The sequence below is a fragment of the Pseudomonas sp. KH_050 genome (genome assembly GCF_057838875.1).
The window spans coordinates 3,189,832-3,211,765 of record NZ_CM174478.1; the positions used below are offsets into that span (position 1 = coordinate 3,189,832).

Annotated in this window: 23 protein-coding genes; 4 read left to right on the top strand and 19 right to left on the bottom strand. The window is 62.8% G+C overall.

What is annotated here, in order from left to right; translation table 11 throughout:
- Nucleotides 1-10: 10 nt before the first annotated feature.
- The 18 genes from AC3IUA_RS14700 to AC3IUA_RS14785 form a co-directional block, all read right to left on the bottom strand.
- Nucleotides 11-715, bottom strand: a complete 705-nt coding sequence (locus AC3IUA_RS14700) for a sulfite exporter TauE/SafE family protein (RefSeq protein ID WP_489361994.1) — start codon at nt 713-715, stop codon at nt 11-13.
- 9 nt (nt 716-724) lie between these two features.
- Complete coding sequence (gene hypB / locus AC3IUA_RS14705; RefSeq protein ID WP_489361996.1) at nt 725-1,534, bottom strand: hydrogenase nickel incorporation protein HypB; 810 nt, start codon at nt 1,532-1,534, stop codon at nt 725-727.
- A complete protein-coding gene (locus AC3IUA_RS14710; protein WP_489361998.1) occupies nt 1,534-1,875 on the bottom strand; it encodes a hydrogenase maturation nickel metallochaperone HypA/HybF in 342 nt (113 codons plus the stop codon). The genes hypB and AC3IUA_RS14710 overlap by 1 nt, the downstream gene beginning before the upstream one ends.
- Nucleotides 1,875-2,972, bottom strand: coding sequence for a hydrogenase expression/formation protein HypE (hypE, locus tag AC3IUA_RS14715; protein ID WP_489362000.1), 1,098 nt, complete (start codon nt 2,970-2,972; stop codon nt 1,875-1,877). The genes AC3IUA_RS14710 and hypE overlap by 1 nt, the downstream gene beginning before the upstream one ends.
- On the bottom strand, nt 2,969-4,144 hold the full coding sequence (gene hypD / locus AC3IUA_RS14720) for a hydrogenase formation protein HypD (protein WP_489362002.1): 1,176 nt from the start codon (nt 4,142-4,144) through the stop codon (nt 2,969-2,971). Before hypD ends, hypE begins: the two co-directional genes overlap by 4 nt.
- Nucleotides 4,141-4,827 (bottom strand): D-sedoheptulose-7-phosphate isomerase, encoded by a 687-nt coding sequence (locus AC3IUA_RS14725; RefSeq protein WP_489362004.1) that lies wholly within the window; start codon nt 4,825-4,827, stop codon nt 4,141-4,143. Before AC3IUA_RS14725 ends, hypD begins: the two co-directional genes overlap by 4 nt.
- A 12-nt stretch (nt 4,828-4,839) precedes the next feature.
- Nucleotides 4,840-5,115 (bottom strand): HypC/HybG/HupF family hydrogenase formation chaperone, encoded by a 276-nt coding sequence (locus tag AC3IUA_RS14730; protein ID WP_489362005.1) that lies wholly within the window; start codon nt 5,113-5,115, stop codon nt 4,840-4,842.
- Complete coding sequence (gene hypF / locus AC3IUA_RS14735; protein ID WP_489362007.1) at nt 5,106-7,535, bottom strand: carbamoyltransferase HypF; 2,430 nt, start codon at nt 7,533-7,535, stop codon at nt 5,106-5,108. The genes AC3IUA_RS14730 and hypF overlap by 10 nt, the downstream gene beginning before the upstream one ends.
- 6 nt (nt 7,536-7,541) lie before the next feature.
- Nucleotides 7,542-7,649 (bottom strand): DUF6893 family small protein, encoded by a 108-nt coding sequence (locus tag AC3IUA_RS14740; RefSeq protein WP_489362009.1) that lies wholly within the window; start codon nt 7,647-7,649, stop codon nt 7,542-7,544.
- A 36-nt stretch (nt 7,650-7,685) separates the two neighbouring features.
- Entirely contained in the window at nt 7,686-8,171 is a 486-nt protein-coding gene (locus tag AC3IUA_RS14745) for a hydrogenase maturation protease (RefSeq protein ID WP_489362011.1), read from the bottom strand.
- Nucleotides 8,168-9,553, bottom strand: a complete 1,386-nt coding sequence (locus AC3IUA_RS14750; protein WP_489362012.1) for a hypothetical protein — start codon at nt 9,551-9,553, stop codon at nt 8,168-8,170. The genes AC3IUA_RS14745 and AC3IUA_RS14750 overlap by 4 nt, the downstream gene beginning before the upstream one ends.
- Nucleotides 9,550-10,200 (bottom strand): DUF6084 family protein, encoded by a 651-nt coding sequence (locus tag AC3IUA_RS14755; protein ID WP_489362013.1) that lies wholly within the window; start codon nt 10,198-10,200, stop codon nt 9,550-9,552. Before AC3IUA_RS14755 ends, AC3IUA_RS14750 begins: the two co-directional genes overlap by 4 nt.
- A complete protein-coding gene (locus AC3IUA_RS14760) occupies nt 10,193-10,837 on the bottom strand; it encodes a DUF5947 family protein (protein WP_489362015.1) in 645 nt (214 codons plus the stop codon). Before AC3IUA_RS14760 ends, AC3IUA_RS14755 begins: the two co-directional genes overlap by 8 nt.
- Before the next feature lie 222 nt (nt 10,838-11,059).
- Nucleotides 11,060-11,629: a hypothetical protein gene (locus AC3IUA_RS14765; RefSeq protein WP_489362017.1), complete on the bottom strand. Its 570-nt coding sequence runs from the start codon at nt 11,627-11,629 to the stop codon at nt 11,060-11,062.
- The gene (locus AC3IUA_RS14770) at nt 11,626-13,473 is read right to left on the bottom strand and encodes a nickel-dependent hydrogenase large subunit (protein ID WP_489362019.1); all 1,848 of its coding nucleotides are present in this window, start codon (nt 13,471-13,473) and stop codon (nt 11,626-11,628) included. The genes AC3IUA_RS14765 and AC3IUA_RS14770 overlap by 4 nt, the downstream gene beginning before the upstream one ends.
- Before the next feature lie 34 nt (nt 13,474-13,507).
- Nucleotides 13,508-14,575, bottom strand: a complete 1,068-nt coding sequence (locus AC3IUA_RS14775) for an NADH-quinone oxidoreductase subunit B family protein (RefSeq protein WP_489362021.1) — start codon at nt 14,573-14,575, stop codon at nt 13,508-13,510.
- A gap of 200 nt (nt 14,576-14,775) precedes the next feature.
- On the bottom strand, nt 14,776-15,399 hold the full coding sequence (locus AC3IUA_RS14780; protein WP_489362023.1) for a response regulator transcription factor: 624 nt from the start codon (nt 15,397-15,399) through the stop codon (nt 14,776-14,778).
- Complete coding sequence (locus AC3IUA_RS14785; protein ID WP_489362025.1) at nt 15,389-16,516, bottom strand: PAS domain-containing sensor histidine kinase; 1,128 nt, start codon at nt 16,514-16,516, stop codon at nt 15,389-15,391. The genes AC3IUA_RS14780 and AC3IUA_RS14785 overlap by 11 nt, the downstream gene beginning before the upstream one ends.
- A gap of 174 nt (nt 16,517-16,690) precedes the next feature.
- On the opposite strand from AC3IUA_RS14785, the gene AC3IUA_RS14790 reads away from it, so the two are divergent.
- From AC3IUA_RS14790 to AC3IUA_RS14805, 4 genes are all read left to right on the top strand, one after another.
- A complete protein-coding gene (locus tag AC3IUA_RS14790) occupies nt 16,691-17,125 on the top strand; it encodes a DUF2231 domain-containing protein (RefSeq protein ID WP_489362027.1) in 435 nt (144 codons plus the stop codon).
- Between the two features lie 86 nt (nt 17,126-17,211).
- Complete coding sequence (gene ercA, locus AC3IUA_RS14795) at nt 17,212-18,375, top strand: alcohol dehydrogenase-like regulatory protein ErcA (protein ID WP_489362028.1); 1,164 nt, start codon at nt 17,212-17,214, stop codon at nt 18,373-18,375.
- Nucleotides 18,359-20,086 (top strand): PAS domain-containing hybrid sensor histidine kinase/response regulator, encoded by a 1,728-nt coding sequence (locus tag AC3IUA_RS14800; protein ID WP_489362029.1) that lies wholly within the window; start codon nt 18,359-18,361, stop codon nt 20,084-20,086. Before ercA ends, AC3IUA_RS14800 begins: the two co-directional genes overlap by 17 nt.
- Before the next feature lie 281 nt (nt 20,087-20,367).
- Nucleotides 20,368-20,580, top strand: a complete 213-nt coding sequence (locus tag AC3IUA_RS14805; RefSeq protein WP_489362031.1) for a hypothetical protein — start codon at nt 20,368-20,370, stop codon at nt 20,578-20,580.
- Here AC3IUA_RS14805 and AC3IUA_RS14810 read toward each other — a convergent pair.
- Nucleotides 20,563-21,912: a cation:proton antiporter gene (locus AC3IUA_RS14810; RefSeq protein WP_489362033.1), complete on the bottom strand. Its 1,350-nt coding sequence runs from the start codon at nt 21,910-21,912 to the stop codon at nt 20,563-20,565. The genes AC3IUA_RS14805 and AC3IUA_RS14810 overlap by 18 nt on opposite strands.
- Between the last annotated feature and the right edge of the window lie 22 nt (nt 21,913-21,934).

Here is a 21,934-nt window from a genome sequence, read left to right on the forward strand (position 1 = left end):
CCGCTGCACCTCACACCAGTGGCGTCAGGTAGTTCTGATAGACCAGCAGGCTGCCGATAACGATGGTCGTCACGGCCACCGAGGCTTGCAGGCCGTTGCACAGCCAGGTGATGTGCCGCACGATGTGCAGCGGCACGCTGATAATCAACGACAGCAGCGCCATGCCGGCAATCGAGCCGAGGCCGAACAGGCCGACGTAGACCAGCCCGGCCAGCGGTGACGAGACGTGGCCCAGGGTCAGCAGAATCAGCGCCGCCGAGCCGGCCAGCCCATGCATCAGGCCCACGCAAAGCGCCCGCATCGGGAACTGCCGGGGGTGTGGATGCCGGTGATGCAGGCTGTGCGGCCCCCGGTCACCGGCATGGGAGTGGGCGTGCAAATGCAGGGTGTTGTCGGTATGGCGATGCAGATGAAAATGTACCTTCTCGCGGCGCATGCGCCGTATCAGGTCCAGGCCCAGCAGGATCAGCATCACCCCGACCGCGCCTTCGAGTCCTTGCGCAAGGCGCTCGGGAATCACTCCGTCCATGGACACCACCAGGCCGAACACCACCAGCAGGGTCAGGGTGTGTCCCAGGCCCCAGGCCGCTCCCAGCCAAATCGCCTCGCGGGTGCCGCGACTGCGGGTGGTGAGGGTGGCCACGGCAGCAACATGGTCGGCCTCCATGGAGTGGCGCATTCCCAGCAGAAAACCGAGGATCAGCAGTTCGACCATGATCTTCTCTCAGGCCTCGCTGGACAGTTGGCCGCGCAACCAGGCGTACCAGTGGGGTAATCCCTCACCGCGGGTCGCGGAGAGTTGCAGCACTTCGATGTCGGGATTGATCCGACGGGCGAAGGCGATGCAGGCATCCAGGTCGAAATCCACATAGGGCAGCAGGTCAATCTTGCTGATGATCATCAGGCTCGAGGCTCTGAACATGTGCGGGTACTTGAGCGGCTTGTCGGCGCCTTCGGTGACCGAGAGGATGACCACCTTGGCCCGCTCGCCAAGATCGAACAGGGCGGGGCAGACCAGGTTGCCGACGTTTTCCACCATGACCAGCGAGTTGGCCGCAGGCGCGAGCTGCTTGAGCGCGCCAGCCAGCATCCCGGCTTCCAGGTGGCAGCCGGTGCCGGTATTGACCTGCACCGCCGGGCAGCCGGTGGCGCGGATGCGCTCGGCATCGAACAGGGTTTCCTGATCGCCTTCGACCACGCTGATCGAAAGGTCACCGGCAAGGTCGCGCAGGGTATGCTCGAGCAAGGTGGTTTTACCGGCACCGGGGGAGCTCATCAGGTTCAGCAGCAGGATGTTGCGGGCTTTGAGCCACTGGCGATTAAGCTCGGCCAGACGGTTGTTCTTGGCCAGAATTTCCTGCTCAATATTGAGGGTGGTGCCATGAACCCGGGCATGGGAGTGCGCAGGTTCGTGCTGCGGCATGCGCATATACAGGCCTTGCAGCTCGTGCCCGGCGACCCGTTGCAGCTTGCTGCCGGTCAGGCCTGTGATCCTTGCCCCGGCGCCATTGGAGCAACCGCAGGTGGTACACATCAGGCTGCCTCCTCGATTTCCATCGACTTGATCCGCAACTGGTCGCCGCCGCATGGACGTTCCAGGTTGACCGAACCGCAGCGACAACTGGACAGCAGGTCGTCCATCTGCACCGTTGCGCCGCAATCGCGGCAGCGACTGCGGCCGGGGATGCGGATGATCTCCAGCGTCGAGCCCTGCAGCGGCGTGCCTTCGCAGACAACTTCATAGCAAAAACGCAGGGCGTCCGGCATCACGCAGGACAAACTGCCGACCTCCAGCGTGACCCGCAGCACCCGCGCCCCCGCAGCGCGCTCGTTGCACGCTTCGACAATGCCCTGGGTGATGGACAGCTCGTGCATCAGCAGATCCTCGGCAGTTGTTCGCCGATCAGCATGTCGACGATGCGTTCTCCACCAAAAGCGGTGTGCATGATCACGCAGCCCACCGGGCTGGCACCGATCTCACCGATGATCGCCGCGTCGGCACCGGCCGGATGCGCGCGCATCGCCGCCAGTGCAGCTTCGGCCAGATGGCCGGGGACCACGGCCACCAGCTTGCCCTCGTTGGCGAAGTACAGCGGGTCGAGACCGAGGATTTCCGACACGCCCTTGACCGCTTCGCGCACCGGGATGGTCGGTTCATCGAGGTTGATGCAGACATCGGCGGCCTGGGCGAACTCGTTCAACACCGTGGCGATGCCGCCGCGTGTGGCATCGCGCAGACAGTGCACATCGGGACAGGCCTTGAGCAGCGCGGCAATCAAACCGTGCAGTGGCTGGCAGTCGCTGCTGATCGGCACCTCCAGCGCCAGGTCATCACGCGCCGCGAGGATCGCCACCCCGTGGTCGCCGATGTAGCCATTGACCAGGACCTTGTCGCCGGGCCGGGCACGGGTCGCGGCGATGTTGACGCCAGCCGGAATGACCCCGATGCCGCAGGTATTGATAAAGAGTTTGTCCACTGCTCCACGCTCCACCACCTTGGTGTCGCCCGTGACAATCTGCACCCCGGCGACCTCGGCAGCCTGTTGCATGGAGGTGACGATGCGCCGCAAGTCGGCCAGCGCAAAGCCTTCTTCGAGAATCACCGCACAGGACAGGTACAGCGGGATGGCGCCAGACACCGCAAGGTCGTTGACCGTGCCGTTGACCGCCAGATCACCGATGTTGGCCCCAGCAAAGAACAGCGGATCGACCACATAGGAGTCAGTGGTGAACGCCAGCCGGTCACCGTGCCTGGCCAGATCGCTCAAGGCGAAGCGCGCCTGATCCTCCAGCGGTGCCAACAGCGGGTTGGCGAAGGTACCGACGAATACATCGTCCACCAGGTCGCGCATGGCCTTGCCACCACTGCCGTGGGCCAGGGTAATGGTGTCGCCGCGCACCTTGCCGCTGCGCTGACGGATACGCGCTGGCGGTTGATCGAGGACGAGATTCAGCGGGTCGGGTAGCCTCATGTCTGGTGCTCCCTGGGTGTTTCATCGGCAGTGGTTTCGCGTTGCTTGAGGATGTCCACCAGGTCGATGCGCCCATAGTTGTACACCGCGGCGCAGGCCCCTTCGCTGGAGACCATCAGCGAACCCAAGGGCATCTCCGGGGTGCAGGCGGTGCCGAAGACCTTGCACTGCCAGGGTTTGATCACACCCTTGAGGACTTCGCCGCACTGGCAGGACTTGGGGTCGGCGATCTTCAGGTTCGGCACCGGGTATTTGCGCTCGGCGTCGAAGCGGGCATAGGCCTCGCGCAGTTTGACCCCTGAATGGTCGATCGACCCCAGGCCGCGCCACTCGAAGAACTCGCGCAACTGGAAGACCTGTTGCACCGCGCGCAGGGCCGGATTGTTGCCAGCGTCGGGGACCACTCGCTGGTACTGGTTTTCCACCTCGCAACGGCCTTCGGCCAGTTGTTGGGTGACCATCCACAGCGACTGGAGGATATCCAGGGGTTCAAAGCCGGAAATCACCAGGGGTTTCTTGTAGTGCCTGGCGATGAACTCATAGGGTTCGCTGCCGATCACCATGCTCACGTGGCCGGGGCCGAGGAAGCCGTCCAGGGTCAGTTCCGGCGAGTCGAGAATCGCCTTGATGGTCGGGATGATGGTGATGTGGTTGCAGAACACCGAGAAGTTCTCGAGGTTCTCGGCGTCGGCGCGCAGGATGGTCAGGGCGGTGGACGGCATGGTGGTTTCGAAGCCCAGGGCGAAGAACACGACTTCCCGGGTCGGGTTGTCGCGAGCGATTTTCAGCGCGTCCATCGGCGAGTAGACCAGGCGCACATCGGCGCCTTCGGCCTTGGCCTGCAGCAGGCTTTTTTTCGAACCGGGGACGCGCATGGCGTCACCAAAGGTGGTGAAGATGATGTTCGGGTGCTGCGCCAGTGCCACGCAATCATCGACCCGGCCCATGGGTAGCACGCACACCGGGCAACCGGGGCCGTGCACCAGTTCAATGGCGTCGGGCAGCATCTGCTCGATGCCGTACTTGAAGATCGAGTGGGTGTGCCCGCCACAGACTTCCATCAGTTGCAGCGGGCGGGTGCGGCACACCGGTATCCGCAGCACCAGTTGCTCGATCTGCTTGACCAGCACCCGGGCCTTGGCCGGGTCGCGGAACTCATCGACGAATTTCATGGCCGGGCCTCCAGGCCGCCGCGCTCATCGGCGAGCAAGGTGTGCACCAGGTCCCAGAGGATGTGGTAGGTGGCGACGTGCACTTCCTGGATCCGGTGGATGCTGTCGGTGGGCACCACCAGGCAATGATCGAGGTCCGCCGAGTGAGCCATTAGCCCTCCGTCGCCGCCTGCCAGGCCGATGGTGGTCAAGCCCATTTCCTTGGCCTTGGCATAGGCCTTGAGCAGGTTGCCCGAGTTGCCGCTGGTGGAAAATCCCACCAGCCCGTCTCCCGGCCGCCCCAGCGCAATCAGCTGGCGGACGAAAATGTGCTCGAAGCCGACGTCGTTACCCACCGCCGTCATCATCGCCTGATCGGCCGCCAGGTTGGTGGCGGTCAAGGCCGGCCGGCCAGCGGTAATCGGGTGCAGGAACTCCACCGCGAAATGCGCGGCGTCGCAGGAAGAACCGCCGTTACCCATCGACAACATGCGCCCACCCTGGCGATACACCGCGGCGATCGCACGAGCCGTCGCCACCACCGCTTCGGCGTTCTCGGCAAAAAACCGCTGTTTGACCTCGACGCTGTGGGCGGCCTTTTGCTGCACGGATTCGAGCAGGGCCGCATCGAGCGCGCCGATCTCTTGCTTGTCACCGTGCAAGAACGGGTACAACCCACGCAGTGGGCTATCACCTTGGGACATGGTCGTGCCTCCCTATCGGGTGTCTTGCATCAGGCGCATTTCTTCGGCTATTTCGCCCAGCGCCTGCAGCAGTTCGAGGGTTTTGATCGCCTCGTGTTCATCGATCCGGCTCATGGCGAAGCCGACGTGCACCAGCACCCAATCGCCGACACAGTCGGCGTGGCTGCGACCGTCGCCGACCACGCAAGAAATGTTGATCGCGCGGCGGATACCACCGATCTCCACGGTGGCGGTGTCGGTCGCCGCATCGACGATCTCGACGATTTGTCCAGGAATGCCTACGCACATGGTTGCCGCTCCTCTTGTGTCGCGAGGGTTTGCGCCGTGGCCACAGCTGCCTGGCCCAGGCTCAGCCCGCCGTCGTTGGCCGGTACCCGTGAGTGGCGCAGCACCTGCAAACCACGAAATTCAAGGCGCTGGATCAGCTCTCGGGTCAGTACCGCGTTCTGCAATACCCCGCCCGACAGCGCGATGCGTCCGGACCAGAGATCGCCATGCCGTTGCGTCAGGTGCTCGATCATCTGCACCACGGCTTGCGCAAGGCCGACATGGAAGCGCGCCGCAATCACCCCCGGTGCCGCGCCTGCGTTCAGGTCGGTCAACAGCGCCCGCCACATCGGCTGCGGCTCCAGGCGCGGCAGACCGTCGTCCAGCACGATAGCAAAGGGATAGCCCTGGTGGTCGCCCAGCGCCGAGGCATCGACGGCGGCCTCCAGTTCGATCGCCGCCTGGCCTTCGTAGCTGACTTGCTGGCGCAGGCCAATGACCGCTGCGACGGCGTCGAACAGGCGTGCGCAGGAGCTGCAAGGAGGGCTGTTGAAGCCCGTTGCAAGCATGCCGTTCAAGGTCGCCAGGGGTTTGTCCGCCAGCGTCTGGAAGTACCGCAGATCGCCGAACTGCTTGACCAGCGCTGGCCATTGCGAGGTGCGGCGCAGGTGGGCATAGGCCATGCGCCAGGGTTGCTCGATCGCCGCTTCGCCGCCAGGCATGGCGACCGTCGCCAGGCTGGCCAGGCGTCGATAGCCACGGTAGTCGGCGAGCAGGAACTCAGCGCCCCACAGACTGCCGTCATCACCATAACCGGTGCCGTCCAGCGCAATGCCGAGCACCGGCGGCGAGTCCAGTTCGACAGCGTTATCGGCCAGGCAGGCCGCGATATGCGCGTGGTGATGCTGAACCTCGACCAGCACCAAGCCCTTTTCCGCGGCCCAATCGCGGCCGAACTTGCTCGGCAGGTAGTCGGGGTGGCGGTCAATCGCCAGCACTTGAGGCTGGAACTCGAACAGTTGCTGGTACAGCGCCAGGGTCTGGCGGCTGGCGGCATTGGCGCTGGCATTGGCCAGATCGCCGAGATGCTGGGAGAGGATCGCCTGGCCGTCCTTGATCAGGCAGAAACTGTTTTTCAGTTCACCGCCCAGGGCCAGGACCGCAGGCGCGGCGCCAAAGCTCGCAGGCAAGCGCAGCGGCGTCGGCGCATAACCACGAGCGCGACGCAACAGAGCGGGACTGTCGACCACCAGCCTGGCCACCGAGTCGTCCAGCCGGTTGACGATCTCCCGGTCATGCAACAGCAGTGCGTCAGCGATTTCGCCCAAGCGTTCACGGCTCTCGTCGTTGCCAATGCACTGCGGTTCTTCGCTGCGATTGCCGCTGGTGAGCACGATCGGTGCCTGCAGGCCAGCCATCAGCAGATGGTGCAGGGGCGAGTAGGGCAGCATGAAACCGTAGCAGCACTGCCGGGGCGCCACACCATCGGCCAGGCGTTCCGGGCCCTCGATGGCCAGCAGCACGATGGGCGCGGCCGGTTCCTGCAGCAGCGCGGTTTGCGCCGGATCGAGGCGGCAATAGCAGCGGATCATCGCCGTATCGCGGGCCATCAGGGCGAAAGGCTTGTGTTCGCGGCGCTTGCGCTGGCGCAGACGATCCACCGCACTGGCATTCGAGGCATCACAGGCCAGATGCACGCCACCAATGCCTTTGATCGCCACGATATGCCCGGCCTCGAGCAGGCGCTGGGTCGCCTTGAGCGGATCACCGCTGCAATCGACCGAGGATCCGCTGGCCGCTTCGAGCCATAGCCGTGGCCCGCAATCAGGGCAGGCATTGGGCTGAGCGTGGAAGCGCCGGTCGGCAGGGTCTCGATATTCGCGCAGGCAGGCCGGGCACATAGTGAATGCAGCCATGCTGGTAGTGCCGCGGTCGTAAGGGATGGCACGGACAATCGACATCCGTGGCCCGCAATGGGTGCAGTTGGTGAAAGCGTAACGGTAACGACGATTGGCGGGGTCAAACACCTCGCGCAAACAGGCCGCACAGGTCGCGGCGTCGGCGACTATCCCGGTATGTACCCGGCCGCCGGAGCTTTTGACAATACGAAAATCCGTCACTGGCGATTCACCGCTCAGCGCTGTGGACTCGAGTGAGTCGATCCGCGATAGCGGCGGGGCTTCGGCGCGCAGGCGGGCGAGAAACCGTTCGCGGGCCGCACGTGCTCCCCAGATGCGAATCAGCACCCCTTCGGCGTCGTTGCAGACGTCTCCGCAAAGCCCGCAATCGCGGGCCAGGCGCCAGACGGTGGGTCTGAAACCCACGCCTTGCACCAGGCCTCTGACACGAATCGCTTCGCCGCCACCTGCAGCTCCACGGGAAACCTGATCACGCCGTTCGCAAGCCATCACCATTGCCATCTCCCAAACCCGGGCGGGCATTCGAGATCACATGTTGCGGATTTTGAGATAGCGTTTGATGTCGTGGAAATTCACCGCAACCAGAACGACGATCACCAACAACAGTAAAATCCAGAAAATCGTCCAGCCACTCATAGCGATCCTCCCGGAGCTTGCAGGCTCCTGTTGCGCTCATGCCAGTAACTCGTCCACCAACCCGAGAACCTCGTTTACCGCCTTATCGACGGCCTTGGTGACCTCTTTGCTCAAGCCCATATGCCCCTGTTCACCGCCGAGGAATGCCGGCTGACAGCAGACCATCAGTACCCGCGGGCGCCGCTGATCGAGCGCGGCAATGAAGCGCAGGACGCTGGCCGGGTCCATGCCGTGGGGCGCCATCAGCTGCTCGCCACGCGCCGGTACCGTGGCGTCACCGATCTCAGGCTCGATCAGGTACAGCGTGCCCGGCGCCTCGCCACGGTCGACGGTGTCGATCAGGATCACCACTTCGTAGCCGTCCATCAGCGCATAACTCAGGTCCAGGCCGCGGATACCGAAATCCACGACGTCGACACCGGCCGGTACGTTGCGCTGACTCAGTCGGTCGGCGACCTCGCAGCCGAAACCGTCATCGCCCATAAAGATGTTGCCGATGCCGGCGACCAGGATTTTCATCATTGCGTTCCCCCGTGCGGTGGGGATTCCAGGGGCTGGATCTCTTCGGGCGAGAAGAAGAACCGGTGCCCGGGCATCCGCTGCAGGCCCCACTCGCGGCCGGGATCGTCATCGATGGTCACCGCCACATGCAGCCGGTCCTCGAAGTCGCGTTCGATGGCTTCAATGACGGCGGTTTTGCCCGCCAGCACCAGGTCCATGGTGTCGCCGCCGCCCTTGGGTTGCAGGCGCACCCGATCGCCGACCCGCAGCGCAGTGCCGCCGTTGCTGTCATACGCCAGGCGTGGACCGCTCGGCCCAGGCTGCAGCGGCGCGGACCCGGCGGCGGTTTCGCACAGGGGGTCACGCAACACGCCATGCAGGCGCATGAAACTGTCGCTGTCCAGCGCCTCGGTGCGGGCCAGCAACGCCGCGGTGCGCGGGTCGAGGGCGGCCATTTCGCGCTTTTCCGCGTCGGTCATGGCCAGGATGCGCAGGCTGAGGATTTCATCGATTTCGCTGGAGTCGAAAAACTCGCCGAGGCTTTCCGGCGCGACTTGCGGGTAGTCGTAGAGAATGATCGGCGATGACAACAGGATGTCCCGTGCGCCCGGCTGACCAATCAGCACCGGATAAGTGCCTTGATTGTCGCAACCTGCGGCTGCGTCCTGGAGCGCCGCGGGCGGGTCCATCAGGCTGACAAAGCCTGCGTCTTGCACCGCGAGAATGGTATGGGTGGAGGCGAAACTGTAGAGACTCGCCTGTTCCCGGTCGGTCACGCTGGCGGGGTCCATCCGGGTTTGATTTTCGATGCGCACTGTCAGGCGATAGACCCGTCTTTCGATGGGCTCCAGCTTCAGCTCGACACGCCCCTGGATCGCGCACTGGTTGCGCAGCAGCACGCCGCGAATAGCCCCTTCGCTGCGCAGCGGTTCCAGTTCCCGGCGACCTTCGAAGGCGAAAGGCACACGCCGGGCGCCTTGCAGCAGTTCACTCAGTGGACAGTCGGCCACCAGCAGGTCGCGCTCTACGGCTTCTTGCCAGCAATGAAATTGCCGGTCACCCAGGGTCAGCGAGGGCACCGGACGCCAGGGCGCCTGGTTCAAGCCTTCCAGGTCCTCGGGCCAGGCCGGCAATGGTGATAGCAATTCGCCGACCTCGCGGGTCAATGGATGCAGGAAGCGCACCCGCACCTCCAGACGCGCGCCGGGGTGGCCTTCGATCAGGCACTGGGTCTGCATCTGCCAGGGTTCGCCGCCCTCGGTGGCGTCGAACCAGAGCTGCGGATAGATGCCGCCGAAGGTCCAGCGCTGGCGGTTCTTCGCGGTGGTGGAGCGGTAGGGGTAGAGGATGTAGCCTTCGTAGAGGACGGCATCGACCACCGGTTGCACCTGCGTCAGGTTCATGAGGCGGCCCTCTTGACGTCGGCCAGCAGGCTGAGCAGCGCTTCGTCGAACCCCGGGTGGCCATGCCGGCGCTTGTAGGCGTACAGCGCTTCGAACACCTGGCGGTTGACGCACAGCCAGCTCTGATTGGGGTAGTACAGGTCCATCATCTGCTTCCAGACCTCGACCGGCAGGGCATAGCTGGCCTCTTCATTCCAGGAGATCAGGTCCATCGCCAGCGCGCCCTCGTCGTCGCGATAGAACACGCTTCCGGAATACAACAGCAACAGCGGCACCAGCCCTTGATCGAGGCCATGGAAGTACTTGGTCGCGGCGAGGTTGAAATCGAAGCTGCAAGGCACCGGCAGATTCACCTGGCTGCGCTCGCCGCAGAATCCTGGCACCACCACGCTTGCGTGGGTCCAGAGCAGGCTGTGCAGGGTCTGGCCCCAGCGCGAGGGTTCGCCGAACAGATCGCTCAGGCGCGCTTGTTCCTCGGGATCGTAGTGGCGTTTGCTGGTCTCGATGCGGATCTGGCACTGCAAGGCAATACTCTGGATCGGCACCGGTCGCCCGCGCTGGCGGATCAGCAGTTCGAGGTTCAGGGTCGGGGCCGCGGCGTATCTGTCCGGCGTAGCGCCCTGGACAGTGATAGTGAGTTCAGGCATCGTCCTGGCCTCCCGCGCCGGTCTCGGCCCGTAGTTGTTCGAAGAACCGCAGTTGCGCCGCCCGCACATCCTGACCGCCGGACAGACCATGCCAGTGGCTGCGAATCAGCCCGACCAACTCATAACAACGATCAATGGGCAGGCGGTAGTACTCGCGCGCGCCGTCCATCCGGTTGACCAGCAGGGCTTCGACATCCGGTTGCAGCGCCTTGAGCAGCGGATTGGCGGTGGCCAGATCGTCCCAGGTCTGCAGCGCCAGCTTCGATTCGGTGGCACCGGCAGGGCCGGGGTACAGGGCCAGTACCCGCTCCTGCACCGAGCTGTGGACGAAAAAGGCCAGGTTGATCGGGATCAGCAAGGCGTCCCATTGCCCATCGGTGAGAGTGAAGTGCTCTAGCCGAGTCACTTCACGCGGCACGCGCCGGTAGCGGCGGGCTTCGGGGCTGTCGAACAACAGTGCGCAGGCCTGGCAGGCACACAGCAGGCGTCGGGTGTCGGGCTCGATCAGGTGATCATGCTCAGGTCCGATCTCGGCGTAGCACAGCTCGCAATGCTCGACGGGCTTGCGCTCGATGCCGAGAAAGCCTTTGAGCGAGGCCACCCAGGCATCCGGTTGCGCTACGCTGGTCTGGCTCATTGCTCGATCCTCACTGTGCTAGCTCTCGTAGCAGCTGCCGAGCCTGCGAGGCTGCGTCCGGCCGCGCAGCGGTCGTAAAATCAGGCAATGCGTTCTTTCAGGCAAACCCGGTGGATTTGCGAGGACTTTGTCCTCGAACGCAGCCTCGCAGGCTCGGCAGCTGCTACGAAGCGGTACATACCGCAGGCATTCGTAAGCCACAACGAAACGGTGCACACCGCATCATTTGTCAGCCGCCACCGGTTGGGTTACCCACACCAGCGGGACAAACCCGGCATGGGCGGCCAGGGTGTCCAAGCCTTCAATCACCAATTCATCGGCATCGGGAATCATTTCCTGCAGCACCTGCTCGATCTCCTGGCGCAGCAGCTCGGCCGTCGGCAGCACGCCGTTCGGGTCGCTGGCACTGACACTGATCCGCACTTGCTTGTCCTCCACTGCGACCAGTTCGGCGCGGACATTTTTTACTCCCAGATGGGGGTGCAGGCGCTCGACCGCTTTGCGCGCGCGGGTGGGCAGGTCTTCCGGATGCAGGTCGTGCAGCAGCAACAGGCCGCGCACCCGGGGGTTGGCGGTGAAGCGCGGCAACAGCGTATCCGCCGGCTGGCTGCCGGCTTCCTGGACTATTTCCAACAGGTCCGCCAGGCCCAGGCTGTGCAAGCGAATCACCACCCGCAGGAGCTCCCGGGCGGCGTTTCTGGCAGTTGGGTCCGCCAGTTCGTCCAGCGCGCCCAGCAGTTCTTGCAGGCGTTCCACTTGCTCATCGAGTTCCTGCTGACGGTATCCGTTCATGATGTCGAGTCCTCGTCATCGCTATCGATCGGCTGGCCAATCCCGCAGTTGCCGGGCGCGTGGATGGTTTTCAGGGTCTTGCCGTTGCCCAGGTACATATGCACGCCGCAGGGCAGGCAAGGGTCGAAGCTGCGCACCGCGCGCATGATGTCGATGCCCTTGAAGGTGTCAGGCCCGTTTTCCTCGAATATCGGCGTGTTCTGCACCGCGTCCTCGTAAGGCCCGGGAGTACCGTAGATATCCCGAGGGCTGGCATTCCAGGGGGTAGGCGGGTAGGGGTGGTAGTTGGCAATCTTGCCGTTCTTGATCACCAGGTGATGGGACAGCACCCCGCGCACCGCTTCGTGGAAGCCGCAGCCGATGGCTTCATCGGGGACCTTGAAGTCGGTCCAGGTCCGGGTATGGCCGGCCTGCAACTCGTCCAGGGCTTTCTCGACAAAATGCAGGGCGCAGCACGCCGCGTAGACCTGGAAGTAGGTCCGGGCGCGATCGCGCTCGATGGCGTTGCTCCACTGGGGTATGTGCCACTCGAACTCCACTTCGGGTTTGAGTGCGGTTTGTGGCAGGTACATCCTGACGCTGTGGCCGGTGGCCTTGATATAGCCAATGTCGACCAGCCCGGCCAGTGCCGTGGCCCACAGTCGGGCCAGCGCGCCGCCCCCGGTGTCCAGCGCCAGGTGATCACCGGTGCGTTTGTCCAGCCAGCGGGGCGACATGACCCAGGAATACTTGTCGTCAAAGTTGCGTTTCTGCGGCCGCGGGACGGTGGTCTGGTTCCAGGGGTGGTTGATGTCCACCACGTTGCCCAAGGGATCTCGCTCAACCAGTCGCGGACGTTTTTCCCAGCTGTCGTAGTAGGAACTGCCGAGCAGGATGCGCATCTGCAGGTTGATCTCCACCAGGTCGGTGGTGACCAGCTCGCCGTCGACCACCACCCCGGGGGTGACGAACATCGACCGTCCCCAGCTGGTCATGTGCTTGTACTGATAGTCGCAATGGTCCGGGTCGTTGAACGCTCCCCAACAGCCGAGCAGGATACGCCGCCGGCCGACTTCCTCGTAACCGGGCAGGGCTTCGTAGAAAAAGTCGAAGATGTCGTCATGCAGCGGCAGGCACCGCTTCATGAACTCGCAGTACTTCATCAGCCGGGTCAGGTAGTCGGTGAACAGCTGCACCGTCGGCACTGTGCCGACGCCACCGGGGTAAATGGTCGAAGGGTGAACGTGACGTCCTTCCATCAGGCAGATCATTTCCCGGGTGTAGCGCGAGACCATCAGGGTCTCGCGATAGAACTCGCCTTCGAACGGATTGAGCGCGGTCATGATGTCGGCGATGGTCTTGTAGCCGTGCTTGTCGGCATTCGGCGCCGGGGTGTGTTGCGCCTGTTCCCAGACGCCCGGGTTGGTCTCCTGGACCATCCTGGCGCAAAAGTCGACCATCAACAGATTGTCCTGGAAGATGTTGTGGTCGAACATGTATTCGGCCGCTTCGCCCAGGTTGATGATCCATTCGGCGATGGCCGGAGGGCGGATGCCATAGGCCATGTTCTGCGCGTAGACCGAGCACACACAGTGGTTGTCACCACAGATGCCGCAAATACGGCTGGTAATGAAGTGCGCGTCACGCGGGTCCTTGCCCTTCATGAACACCGAATAGCCGCGGAAAATCGAAGAAGTGCTGTGGCATTCGGCGACTTCGCGGTTTTCGAAGTCGATCTTGGTGTAGATCCCCAGGCTGCCGACGATCCGGGTGATCGGGTCCCAGTTCATCGCAATCAGTTTTCCGGGCTGCTTCTCGGTGGCGTCCTTGGGCTGGGTGGTGACGTCTTTCTCGGTGATCGCCATGGGAAATTCCTCCTGGCTCAGTGCGGTTGGCCATCTAGCGACGAATTTCAGGAGGTGGATCGGTGGTCAGTTCCGGCCGGTTATGCCGCCATTTAGGTTCCTTGTTGAGGGTGTCGTTGGTGAAGCCGCGCAGCCACTTGACCAACTTGCCGTAAGGCCTGACGAAATTGGAGGAGAACACCGCTCCCGGCGGCTCATCCATGAACGGCATGAACTTGTCGGGGAAGCCGGGCATGGTGCAACCGATGCAGATGCCACCGACATTCGGGCAGCCGCCGATGCCATCCATCCAGCCGCGTTTGGGGACATTGCACTGAACCACCGGGCCCCAGCAGCCGAGCTTGACGATGCACTGCGGCTGGCCATATTCCTTGGCGAAGTTACCCTGCTCGTAGTAGCCGGCGCGGTCGCAGCCTTCGTGCACCGTTTTGCCGAACAGCCAGGTCGGGCGACCGGCATCGTCCAGCGGGATCATCGGCGCGACACCGGCCAGCTGGCGCAGCAGGTACAGCAGCGTCTCCATGAAGTTGTCCGGCTGCACCGGGCAGCCCGGCACATTCACCACCGGCAATCCGGCCTTGGACTTCCAGTTCCAGCCCAGGTAGTCGTTGACGCCCATGCAACCGGTGACATTGCCCTGCATCGCATGGATGCCGCCGTAGGTCGCGCAGGTGCCGCAGGCAACCACCGCCAAAGCCTTGGGCGACAGGCGGTCGAGCCATTCGGGAATGGTGATCGGTTCGCCGGTCTGCGGGTCGTTGCCCATGTAGGCCCAGTAACCTTCACCGCTGAGGTTTTCGTTGGGGATCGAGCCTTCCATCACCAGCACGAAATCAATCTCGCCACGCGCAGCCTGGTGCCAGTACTGCATCAACTCCTCACCGACCTCATAGCACAGGTCGGGGTTATGCAAATGGACCTTGGGCAGGCCCGGAATCGCTCCCAGCACCACGTCTTCGATGCTCGGCAGGGTGGCGGCGGTGATCGAGATCGAATCGCCGTCACAGCTCATGCCATCGTTGATCCAGATGATGTGGACTTCTTTGAGGTCGGGTTTGCGTTGCGTCTTGCGTCCGTAGGGGACGCTGGGCATATCGGCCATGGTCTGCCTCCTGATCGCATGTACTCATGCCTTGCAGGGTTCGGTCGATGCGTTAAAGCAGGGCCGTCATCAGACCGGGCTACACAACCTGCTTTGTAACCCAGGCCAAAGCGCCTGACCAAGCGTGCGACTACCTAGGTGTTGCTACCTATGAGGCGCTGAGAACGGGGGGGCAATGCCGGCGTAGGGGTAGGGGGTGTTTACAAACGCAGTTGGTGAATACCGCAAAGAACCGCCATGGTGATGAGTTCGGCGGTGGAGTGCGCCTGCATCTTGAGCATGAGGTGCTCGCGGTGGTGTTCGACGGTTCGCGGGCTGATCATCAGTTCCCGGGCGATTTTCTTGTTGGGCAGGTCCGACACCACCAGCACGAAGACTTGCTGCTCACGGGGCGACAGATTGCTGTAGCGCTGCTGCACCAGTGCCTGTTCGCGGGCCAACCGGCGGTCGTCGAGGTCTTTGTCCAGGGCTTGATGGACGCTGGCCAGCAGGTCTTTTTCGCTGAACGGTTTTTCCAGGAAATCCACCGCGCCACACTTGAGTGCGGCCACCGCGGTACTGGCGTTGGCATGGCCGCTGATGAAAATGATGGGAATTCGTACCTGTAATTCTTTCAGCTGCTTTTGCAGCTCCAGGCCGCTGGTGTCCGGCATGCGCAGATCGGTGATCAGGCATCCGGGCTGCAGCGGGTCGAAACTGTCGAGAAAGCTCTTCGCGCAGGTATAGGTGCGGACCTCCAGGCCGGTGGAGCCGAGGGTGCGCTCAAGGGCGGCGAGAAACAGCCGGTCATCATCCACCACGTGTATGACCTGCTCAGTCGTCATGGCCATTACCTTGAAGTGTCGGCAGGGTGAAATGCACCGTGGCCCCGGCGGTGGATCCGGGATCGGCCCACAGCTCGCCGCCATGGGCCTCGATAATCGTGCGACTGATGGACAATCCCAGGCCCATGCCGTTGCTCTTGGTGGTGTAAAAGGGGCTGAAGATGCGCCCGATCTCCTTGTGGTCCAGGCCCGGGCCGGTATCCGTCACGCTGACCTGAATCTTCCCCGAGGACTGCCCCCGTGCCTTGATCGTCAATCGATTGCCGATACCGCCTTGTTCGCGCATGGCTTCGATACTGTTATGGGCGAGGTTCACCAGCACCTGGCCAATCTGCACCACATCGACTCGCACGTAAGGCATTTCTCGCTGGATATCGAGTTGCAGGTCGATATCGCTGTCCCTGGCGTCGACCTCGATCAGCATCGACACCTCCTGGATCAGTGACGAAAACTCGCAATCGGTGGACATTTCGTCGTTATTCTGCAAAAAACCACGCAAGTGGCGAACCACGTCGCTGGCAAACGCCGCTGCCTCGCGGGCTTGAGTCAGCGCTTCGATGAATTCGGCAGTCTGGGCAGAACCCGGGGTCAACAGCCGCAATGCCGCTTCACAGCTGAGCACCACAGTCCCCAGCGGTTGATTCAGTTCGTGGGCCAGACTGGAGGCCAGCTCACCCGCGGTGTTCAGGCGAGCGAGCCGGGTGAGCTGCGATTGCAGGCTGCGCAATTTTCGCGCGGACTCCTGTTCGCCCGATACGTCGATCATCGCGGTCCGAAAATGCTCGGAGTGTCCGCAGGCGTTTGGCTCTCGGTCGCTTTTGAGCCACAGCGTGGCAATCCGTCCCTGGCGGTTCTTGACCCGCAGCTTCTGACTGACGCAGCCGCCAGGACTGCCCAGCTTGCTCAGGTGCGCTTGAAACTGCGCTCGGTCGGCGCTCACCACCCAGCGCGCGAACGACTCACCGGTCAGCCATGCGGCATCCCAACCCAACAGCGCGGCACCGGTCTGGTTGATCTTGCAAATGCGCCCCGAGGCTTCCAACAGCACATAGCCGATCGGCGCACGCTCGAACAGATCGTGATAGTCAAAGGTCGGTGCTGGCGGTGTGTTCTGCATGGGCTGGGCCAGTCAGTGCTTCAGATGGATGCGGAGTCCGCCGCATTTCTACTGCTTCCACCAGTGTAGACGGCCGACCGAGGCCAGCTGTTCGAGGAGTTTCGGGGCCTGGGCGCAAATGCCTTTGGCTCGACTAGCCTTCTATATAGCCTTGTACCGAGCGAGGGTCGCACCATGCGCTGGCCTCGATACTTTTTGGGTCTTCCCCTGCATCCGATGCTGGTGCATTTCCCGCTGGTGTTCTGGCTCAGCGTGCCGTTTTTTGATGGGGTTGCGCTGTGGTCTGCGGCCCCCCTGTGGTGGGGCCTTGCGTTGGGCGCCAGCGCCGCCGGCGTGGTGACTGGCGTATTCGCCCTGATGACCGGCCTGATGGACTATATCCACCTCTCCGAAACCGGCAGCAACGATGTCCGGCTGGCTGCCCGGCATGGGGTGCGCACGACCCTGGTCTGGTGCGCGATGAGTGTAAAGCTGCTGATCGCCGGCCTGTCGGAGAGTGGTCCGGGTTTGATCCTGATCTGCTTGCTGATCGATGTGGCGGCTTGCGGGTTACTACTGCAGGGGGCGTTTTTCGGCACCCGGATTACCTATGGCGGGTATAAACGCTGAGGCGCCTGTAACCATTAGTCTGATTGCATTCGTAACAAGATGCTTTAGGCTGGCTTTTATCTCCAAAACAATAAAAAAGGCTTTCCATGAGCCCGAACCTCAGTCAGCTGCGTAAATTCGTTTCTCCTGAAATCATTTTTGGCGCCGGCTGCCGGCATAACGTCGGCAATTGCGCAAAAACCTTCGGTGCGCGCAAGGTCCTGGTGGTCACCGATCCCGGGGTGATTGCCGCCGGTTGGGTCGCCGATGTCGAAGCCAGCTTGCAGGCCCAGGGCATCGACTACTGCCTGTACAGCGCCGTTTCGCCCAATCCGCGGGTGGAAGAGGTGATGCTCGGTGCCGAGATGTACCGGGAAAACCATTGCGATGTGATAGTCGCCGTCGGCGGCGGCAGCCCGATGGACTGTGGCAAAGGCATCGGCATCGTGGTTGCCCACGGCCGCAACATCCTCGAGTTCGAAGGCGTGGACACTATTCGGGTGCCGAGCCCGCCACTGATTCTGATTCCGACCACCGCCGGCACCTCGGCCGACGTCTCGCAATTCGTGATCATTTCCAATCAGCAGGAACGGATGAAGTTCTCCATCGTCAGCAAGGCAGTGGTGCCGGACGTGTCGTTGATCGACCCGGAAACCACCCTGAGCATGGACCCGTTCCTGTCCGCCTGTACCGGTATCGACGCGCTGGTGCATGCCATCGAGGCCTTCGTTTCCACCGGCCACGGCCCCTTGACCGACCCCCATGCGCTGGAGGCGATGCGCCTGATCAATGGCAACCTGGTGCAAATGATCGCCAACCCCTCCGACATCGTCCTGCGGGAAAAAATCATGCTCGGCAGCATGCAGGCCGGGCTGGCGTTCTCCAACGCGATTCTCGGCGCGGTGCACGCCATGTCCCACAGTCTCGGCGGTTTTCTCGATCTGCCCCACGGGTTGTGCAACGCGGTGCTGGTCGAGCACGTGGTGGCGTTCAATTACAACTCGGCGCCCGACCGTTTCAAGGTGATTGCCGAGACGTTGGGCATCGACTGTCGCGGCCTCAATCACCGGCAGATCTGCGGACGGCTGGTGGAGCACCTGATCGCCCTCAAGCATTCCATCGGCTTCCATGAAACCCTTGGCCTGCACGGCGTCAGCATGGCCGATATTCCGTTCCTCTCGCAGCATGCCATGGATGATCCGTGCATCCTCACCAACCCGCGCGAATCCAGTCAGCGTGACGTCGAGGTCGTCTATGGCGAAGCCCTCTGAAGAGCAACAACGGGCCCTGGTCGGTCTGCTGGGACTGGGCAGCCATTCGGCGCGCAAGAGTCACTATCCCGAGCTGGCGGCGCGTCTCGAGGACCTGGAAACCGAGCGCAATCGCTACAAATGGCTGTTCGAGCATGCGGTGCACGGGATTTTCCAGGCCAGCCTGCAAGAGGGCATGCGTGCCGCCAACCCGGCACTGGCGCGGATGCTCGGTTATGAAACGCCCCAGGACGTGCTGTTTTCCCTGACCGGCCTGGCCGGCAATCTGTTCGTCGGTGGCGCTGAGGAATTGCAGGCGATCGGCCAGCAGCTGCAGAACCAGCGCAGCCTGCTCGGTTATGAAACAAGGCTGCGGCGCAAGGATGGCAGTTGTCTCGATGTGCTGATGAACCTGCTGCTCAAGCCTGATCAGGATGGGCTGGTGGAAGGCTTCGTCACCGATATCACCGAACGCAAACTGGCCCAGCAACGTTTGCAGCAACTCAATGATGAACTGGAACAACGGGTCGCGGCCCGTACCGACGAGTTGCTGGAAGCCAATCGTAACCTGCAGCAGCAGATCGCCCAGCGCCAACAGATCGAGCAGGCCTTGCGCGATGCCCGGGATGCGGCCCAGGCGGCCAATCGCAGCAAGGACAAATACCTGGCCGCCGCCAGTCATGACTTGCTGCAGCCGTTGAACGCCGCACGCCTGCTGATCTCCACCTTGCGCGAGCGGGTCTTGCCCGACGTTGAACAGGTGTTGGTCGAGCGCACCCATCAGGCCCTGGAAGGCGCCGAAGATTTGCTCACCGACTTGCTGGATATTTCCAAACTCGATCAGGCCGCGGTCAAACCGGACATTGCCTTGTATCGGCTGGATGAATTGCTCGCGCCGCTGGTCTCGGAGTTTCAGTCGGTCGCCCAGGCGGCGGGACTGAATCTGCGGGCGCGCATCGGCGATTATGCGGTGCACACCGACTTGCGGCTGATGACCCGGATCATGCGCAATTTTCTCAGCAATGCCTGTCGCTACACCGTCGAGGGCAGCATTTTGCTGGGCGCCAGGCGCCGCGGCGAGTTCTTGCGCCTGGAGGTCTGGGACACCGGTCGCGGTATCGCCGCCGACCGGCTGGACTCGATTTTCCTCGAATTCAACCAGCTCGACGTCGGTCGCGCCGCCGATCGCAAGGGCGTGGGGCTGGGCCTGGCCATCGTCGAACGGATCGCGAAAATCCTCGGCTATCGGGTCCAGGTGCGCTCGTGGCCGGGACGCGGTTCAATGTTCAGCATCGAGGTGCCGCTGTCCCGCGAGGTACCGTTGCCTATCAGCCAGACAGCACCGCAACCGGGTGCCGGCAACCCCTTGCCTGGCCGACGCTTGTTGGTGCTGGACAACGAATTGAGCATTCTTGAAAGCATGAGCGCGTTGCTCGGGCAGTGGGGCTGCGAGGTGGTCACCGCCACCGATGAGGTCGGCGCCCTGCAAGCCTTGCAAGGCAGGGCACCGGAATTGATTCTGGCGGACTTTCACCTGGATCACGGGGTCATCGGTTGCGAGGTGGTCCGGCACCTGCGCGAACATTTCGCGCAACCCATTCCGGCGATCATGATCACCGCTGACCGCAGTGATCAGTGTCGGCGCTCGTTGCAAAAACTTGGCGCGCCGCTGTTGAACAAACCGGTCAAGCCCGGAAAGCTTCGCGCAGCCTTGAGCCAGATGCTGGGTTAGGGCTGTTCAAGCCGAGCCTTCGGGTTCGGTGTTCTTCTGCGTTCGAGCCGGGGTCGCGCTCGACCGAAGTCCTCGCAAATCCTGCGTACGCGGTTTACTCGTAAGAGCCCGTTGCCTGATTTAACGACCGCTTCGCGGCCGAACGCAGCCTCGCGGGCTCGGCAGCTGCTACGGCATTACCACATTGTCCGATGACTGGTGGTCTTTTGAACCGAACGGCGTTCAGGTTCTACTCTCAAAAAAGTATGACCTGAATTCCGGGGTTTTAAGCGAGGTGCCTTATGACTAGCCGATCAAAACGTCCTGATACGGACACAACGCCGGAATATCCACTCTCGGCACCGATCGATCCACGAGACCCGGAACGCAAGAAAACCCGGGTCGAGCTCGAAGAGGAGGACATGCCGGAGAGTGGGGTGCGAGTCGATGAAGTCGAAGCTGACCCGGATGATCCGGACATTGCCGGCAAGGATGGCTCAGGCCAGCCGGGCTGAACGCCGTCGCTCGTAGTGGGCCAGCATCGGCTGAGTGCTGATGCCATGCACCAGGATGCTCAGGGCAATCACCGACAACGTCAGGTCGGTGCAGGCTATTGCCTGGGATTGCCCGAGGTCGTGATTCAAGGCGTAACACAGATAATAGAGGCTACCGATGCCGCGAATGCCGAACCAGCCAATCAACAGGCGCTGATGGCGGTCCAGCAGCTTGCCCCAGGGCATGGCCAGCACGCACAGCGGACGGATCACGCAAAACAACGCAAAGCCTATGGCCAGTGCCCGCCAGTCCCAATGGGTCGCCAGCACGACACCGAGCAAGGTCACCAGGAATACCTCCATGGCCCGCTCCATCAGGTTGCCGAACGCCAGCATGTCGCCCATCATGATCGCGGCGGCCACCTGACTGTCCTCAAGGTTCTCGATATCGCCATGCACCGCTTGCTCCGGTTCGACATTCAGATGGCCGACCACCGGTTGCGCCAGGTGTTCGGCCGGGGTTTGCGAGCCGCCACTGGATTTGACTTCAGCCTGGCGCAAGCCCAGCCCGGCGGCGAATACCGAGAGAAAGCCGTAACCGTTAATCGATTCGGCCGCGACATAGGCCAGGGCGATCAGTGCCAGGGTCAGGTAATCATTGGGAGAGAGGGTGCTGTCGGCATTTTTGATGCGCATCAGCAAGGTCACGTGGCCAAGGCCTTTGCCCATCCAGTAACCGATAAGCAGCCCGGCAGGCACCGCCCACAGCAGACTGTACAAGGCCCAGTCGGCAAGCCAGGCGCTGCTGCGGCCATCCTGTTGCAGGACCAGCAAACCGAGGATCACGAAGGGAAAGGCGATACCGTCGTTGAGCCCGGCTTCGCCCGACAGGCCGAAGCGCACCCGGTCATAATCCCGCGCATCGCTGACTTGAACCAGCCCGGCCAGCACCGGGTCGGTGGGTGCCAGGATAGCGCCAATCAGCAGCGCCAGCCCCCACGACAACCCGAACAGCAGATGCAGCACCAGGCATAGCCCACAGATACTCAAGACCATCACCGGGGCGGCCAGGCCGAACGCCACGCGCCAGGTTCGGTTGCTCAGCGGCAGGCGCAGTTTCAGGCCGCTGACGAACAACGAGAACAGCACCGCGACTTCCGTCAGATGTTCCATCCAGACAGACGCGCCATCGACATTCAACTGCAGCAGACCCAGCGCCGACGGACCAATGGCCACGCCCAGCGCCAGGCACACCGCCGAGGTGGTGACCGGCATCCAGCGCAGGTAGGACGAGGTCAGTGCCAGTGTCAGCAGTACGGCACCCAAGACAGCCACCCACAGGATGAAACTCATGTTCGATTCCCGCCGTATTGCT

Bases quoted from the DNA above. Each gene is read 5' to 3' on its own strand.
- hypB (WP_489361996.1), bottom strand. From the start codon at position 1,534: ATGTGTACCACCTGCGGTTGCTCCAATGGCGCCGGGGCAAGGATCACA.
- AC3IUA_RS14740 (WP_489362009.1), bottom strand. From the start codon at position 7,649: ATGAGTGGCTGGACGATTTTCTGGATTTTACTGTTGTTGGTGATCGTC.
- AC3IUA_RS14750 (WP_489362012.1), bottom strand. From the start codon at position 9,553: ATGAACCTGACGCAGGTGCAACCGGTGGTCGATGCCGTCCTCTACGAA.
- hypE (WP_489362000.1), bottom strand. From the start codon at position 2,972: ATGAGGCTACCCGACCCGCTGAATCTCGTCCTCGATCAACCGCCAGCG.
- AC3IUA_RS14730 (WP_489362005.1), bottom strand. From the start codon at position 5,115: ATGTGCGTAGGCATTCCTGGACAAATCGTCGAGATCGTCGATGCGGCG.
- AC3IUA_RS14805 (WP_489362031.1), top strand. From the start codon at position 20,368: ATGACTAGCCGATCAAAACGTCCTGATACGGACACAACGCCGGAATAT.
- AC3IUA_RS14710 (WP_489361998.1), bottom strand. From the start codon at position 1,875: ATGCACGAGCTGTCCATCACCCAGGGCATTGTCGAAGCGTGCAACGAG.
- AC3IUA_RS14745 (WP_489362011.1), bottom strand. From the start codon at position 8,171: ATGATGAAAATCCTGGTCGCCGGCATCGGCAACATCTTTATGGGCGAT.
- AC3IUA_RS14800 (WP_489362029.1), top strand. From the start codon at position 18,359: ATGGCGAAGCCCTCTGAAGAGCAACAACGGGCCCTGGTCGGTCTGCTG.
- hypF (WP_489362007.1), bottom strand. From the start codon at position 7,535: ATGCCCGCCCGGGTTTGGGAGATGGCAATGGTGATGGCTTGCGAACGG.
- AC3IUA_RS14770 (WP_489362019.1), bottom strand. From the start codon at position 13,473: ATGGCGATCACCGAGAAAGACGTCACCACCCAGCCCAAGGACGCCACC.
- AC3IUA_RS14760 (WP_489362015.1), bottom strand. From the start codon at position 10,837: ATGAGCCAGACCAGCGTAGCGCAACCGGATGCCTGGGTGGCCTCGCTC.
- AC3IUA_RS14725 (WP_489362004.1), bottom strand. From the start codon at position 4,827: ATGTCCCAAGGTGATAGCCCACTGCGTGGGTTGTACCCGTTCTTGCAC.
- AC3IUA_RS14790 (WP_489362027.1), top strand. From the start codon at position 16,691: ATGCGCTGGCCTCGATACTTTTTGGGTCTTCCCCTGCATCCGATGCTG.
- AC3IUA_RS14785 (WP_489362025.1), bottom strand. From the start codon at position 16,516: ATGCAGAACACACCGCCAGCACCGACCTTTGACTATCACGATCTGTTC.
- AC3IUA_RS14775 (WP_489362021.1), bottom strand. From the start codon at position 14,575: ATGGCCGATATGCCCAGCGTCCCCTACGGACGCAAGACGCAACGCAAA.
- ercA (WP_489362028.1), top strand. From the start codon at position 17,212: ATGAGCCCGAACCTCAGTCAGCTGCGTAAATTCGTTTCTCCTGAAATC.
- AC3IUA_RS14810 (WP_489362033.1), bottom strand. From the start codon at position 21,912: ATGAGTTTCATCCTGTGGGTGGCTGTCTTGGGTGCCGTACTGCTGACA.
- AC3IUA_RS14765 (WP_489362017.1), bottom strand. From the start codon at position 11,629: ATGAACGGATACCGTCAGCAGGAACTCGATGAGCAAGTGGAACGCCTG.
- AC3IUA_RS14700 (WP_489361994.1), bottom strand. From the start codon at position 715: ATGGTCGAACTGCTGATCCTCGGTTTTCTGCTGGGAATGCGCCACTCC.
- hypD (WP_489362002.1), bottom strand. From the start codon at position 4,144: ATGAAATTCGTCGATGAGTTCCGCGACCCGGCCAAGGCCCGGGTGCTG.
- AC3IUA_RS14780 (WP_489362023.1), bottom strand. From the start codon at position 15,399: ATGACGACTGAGCAGGTCATACACGTGGTGGATGATGACCGGCTGTTT.
- AC3IUA_RS14755 (WP_489362013.1), bottom strand. From the start codon at position 10,200: ATGCCTGAACTCACTATCACTGTCCAGGGCGCTACGCCGGACAGATAC.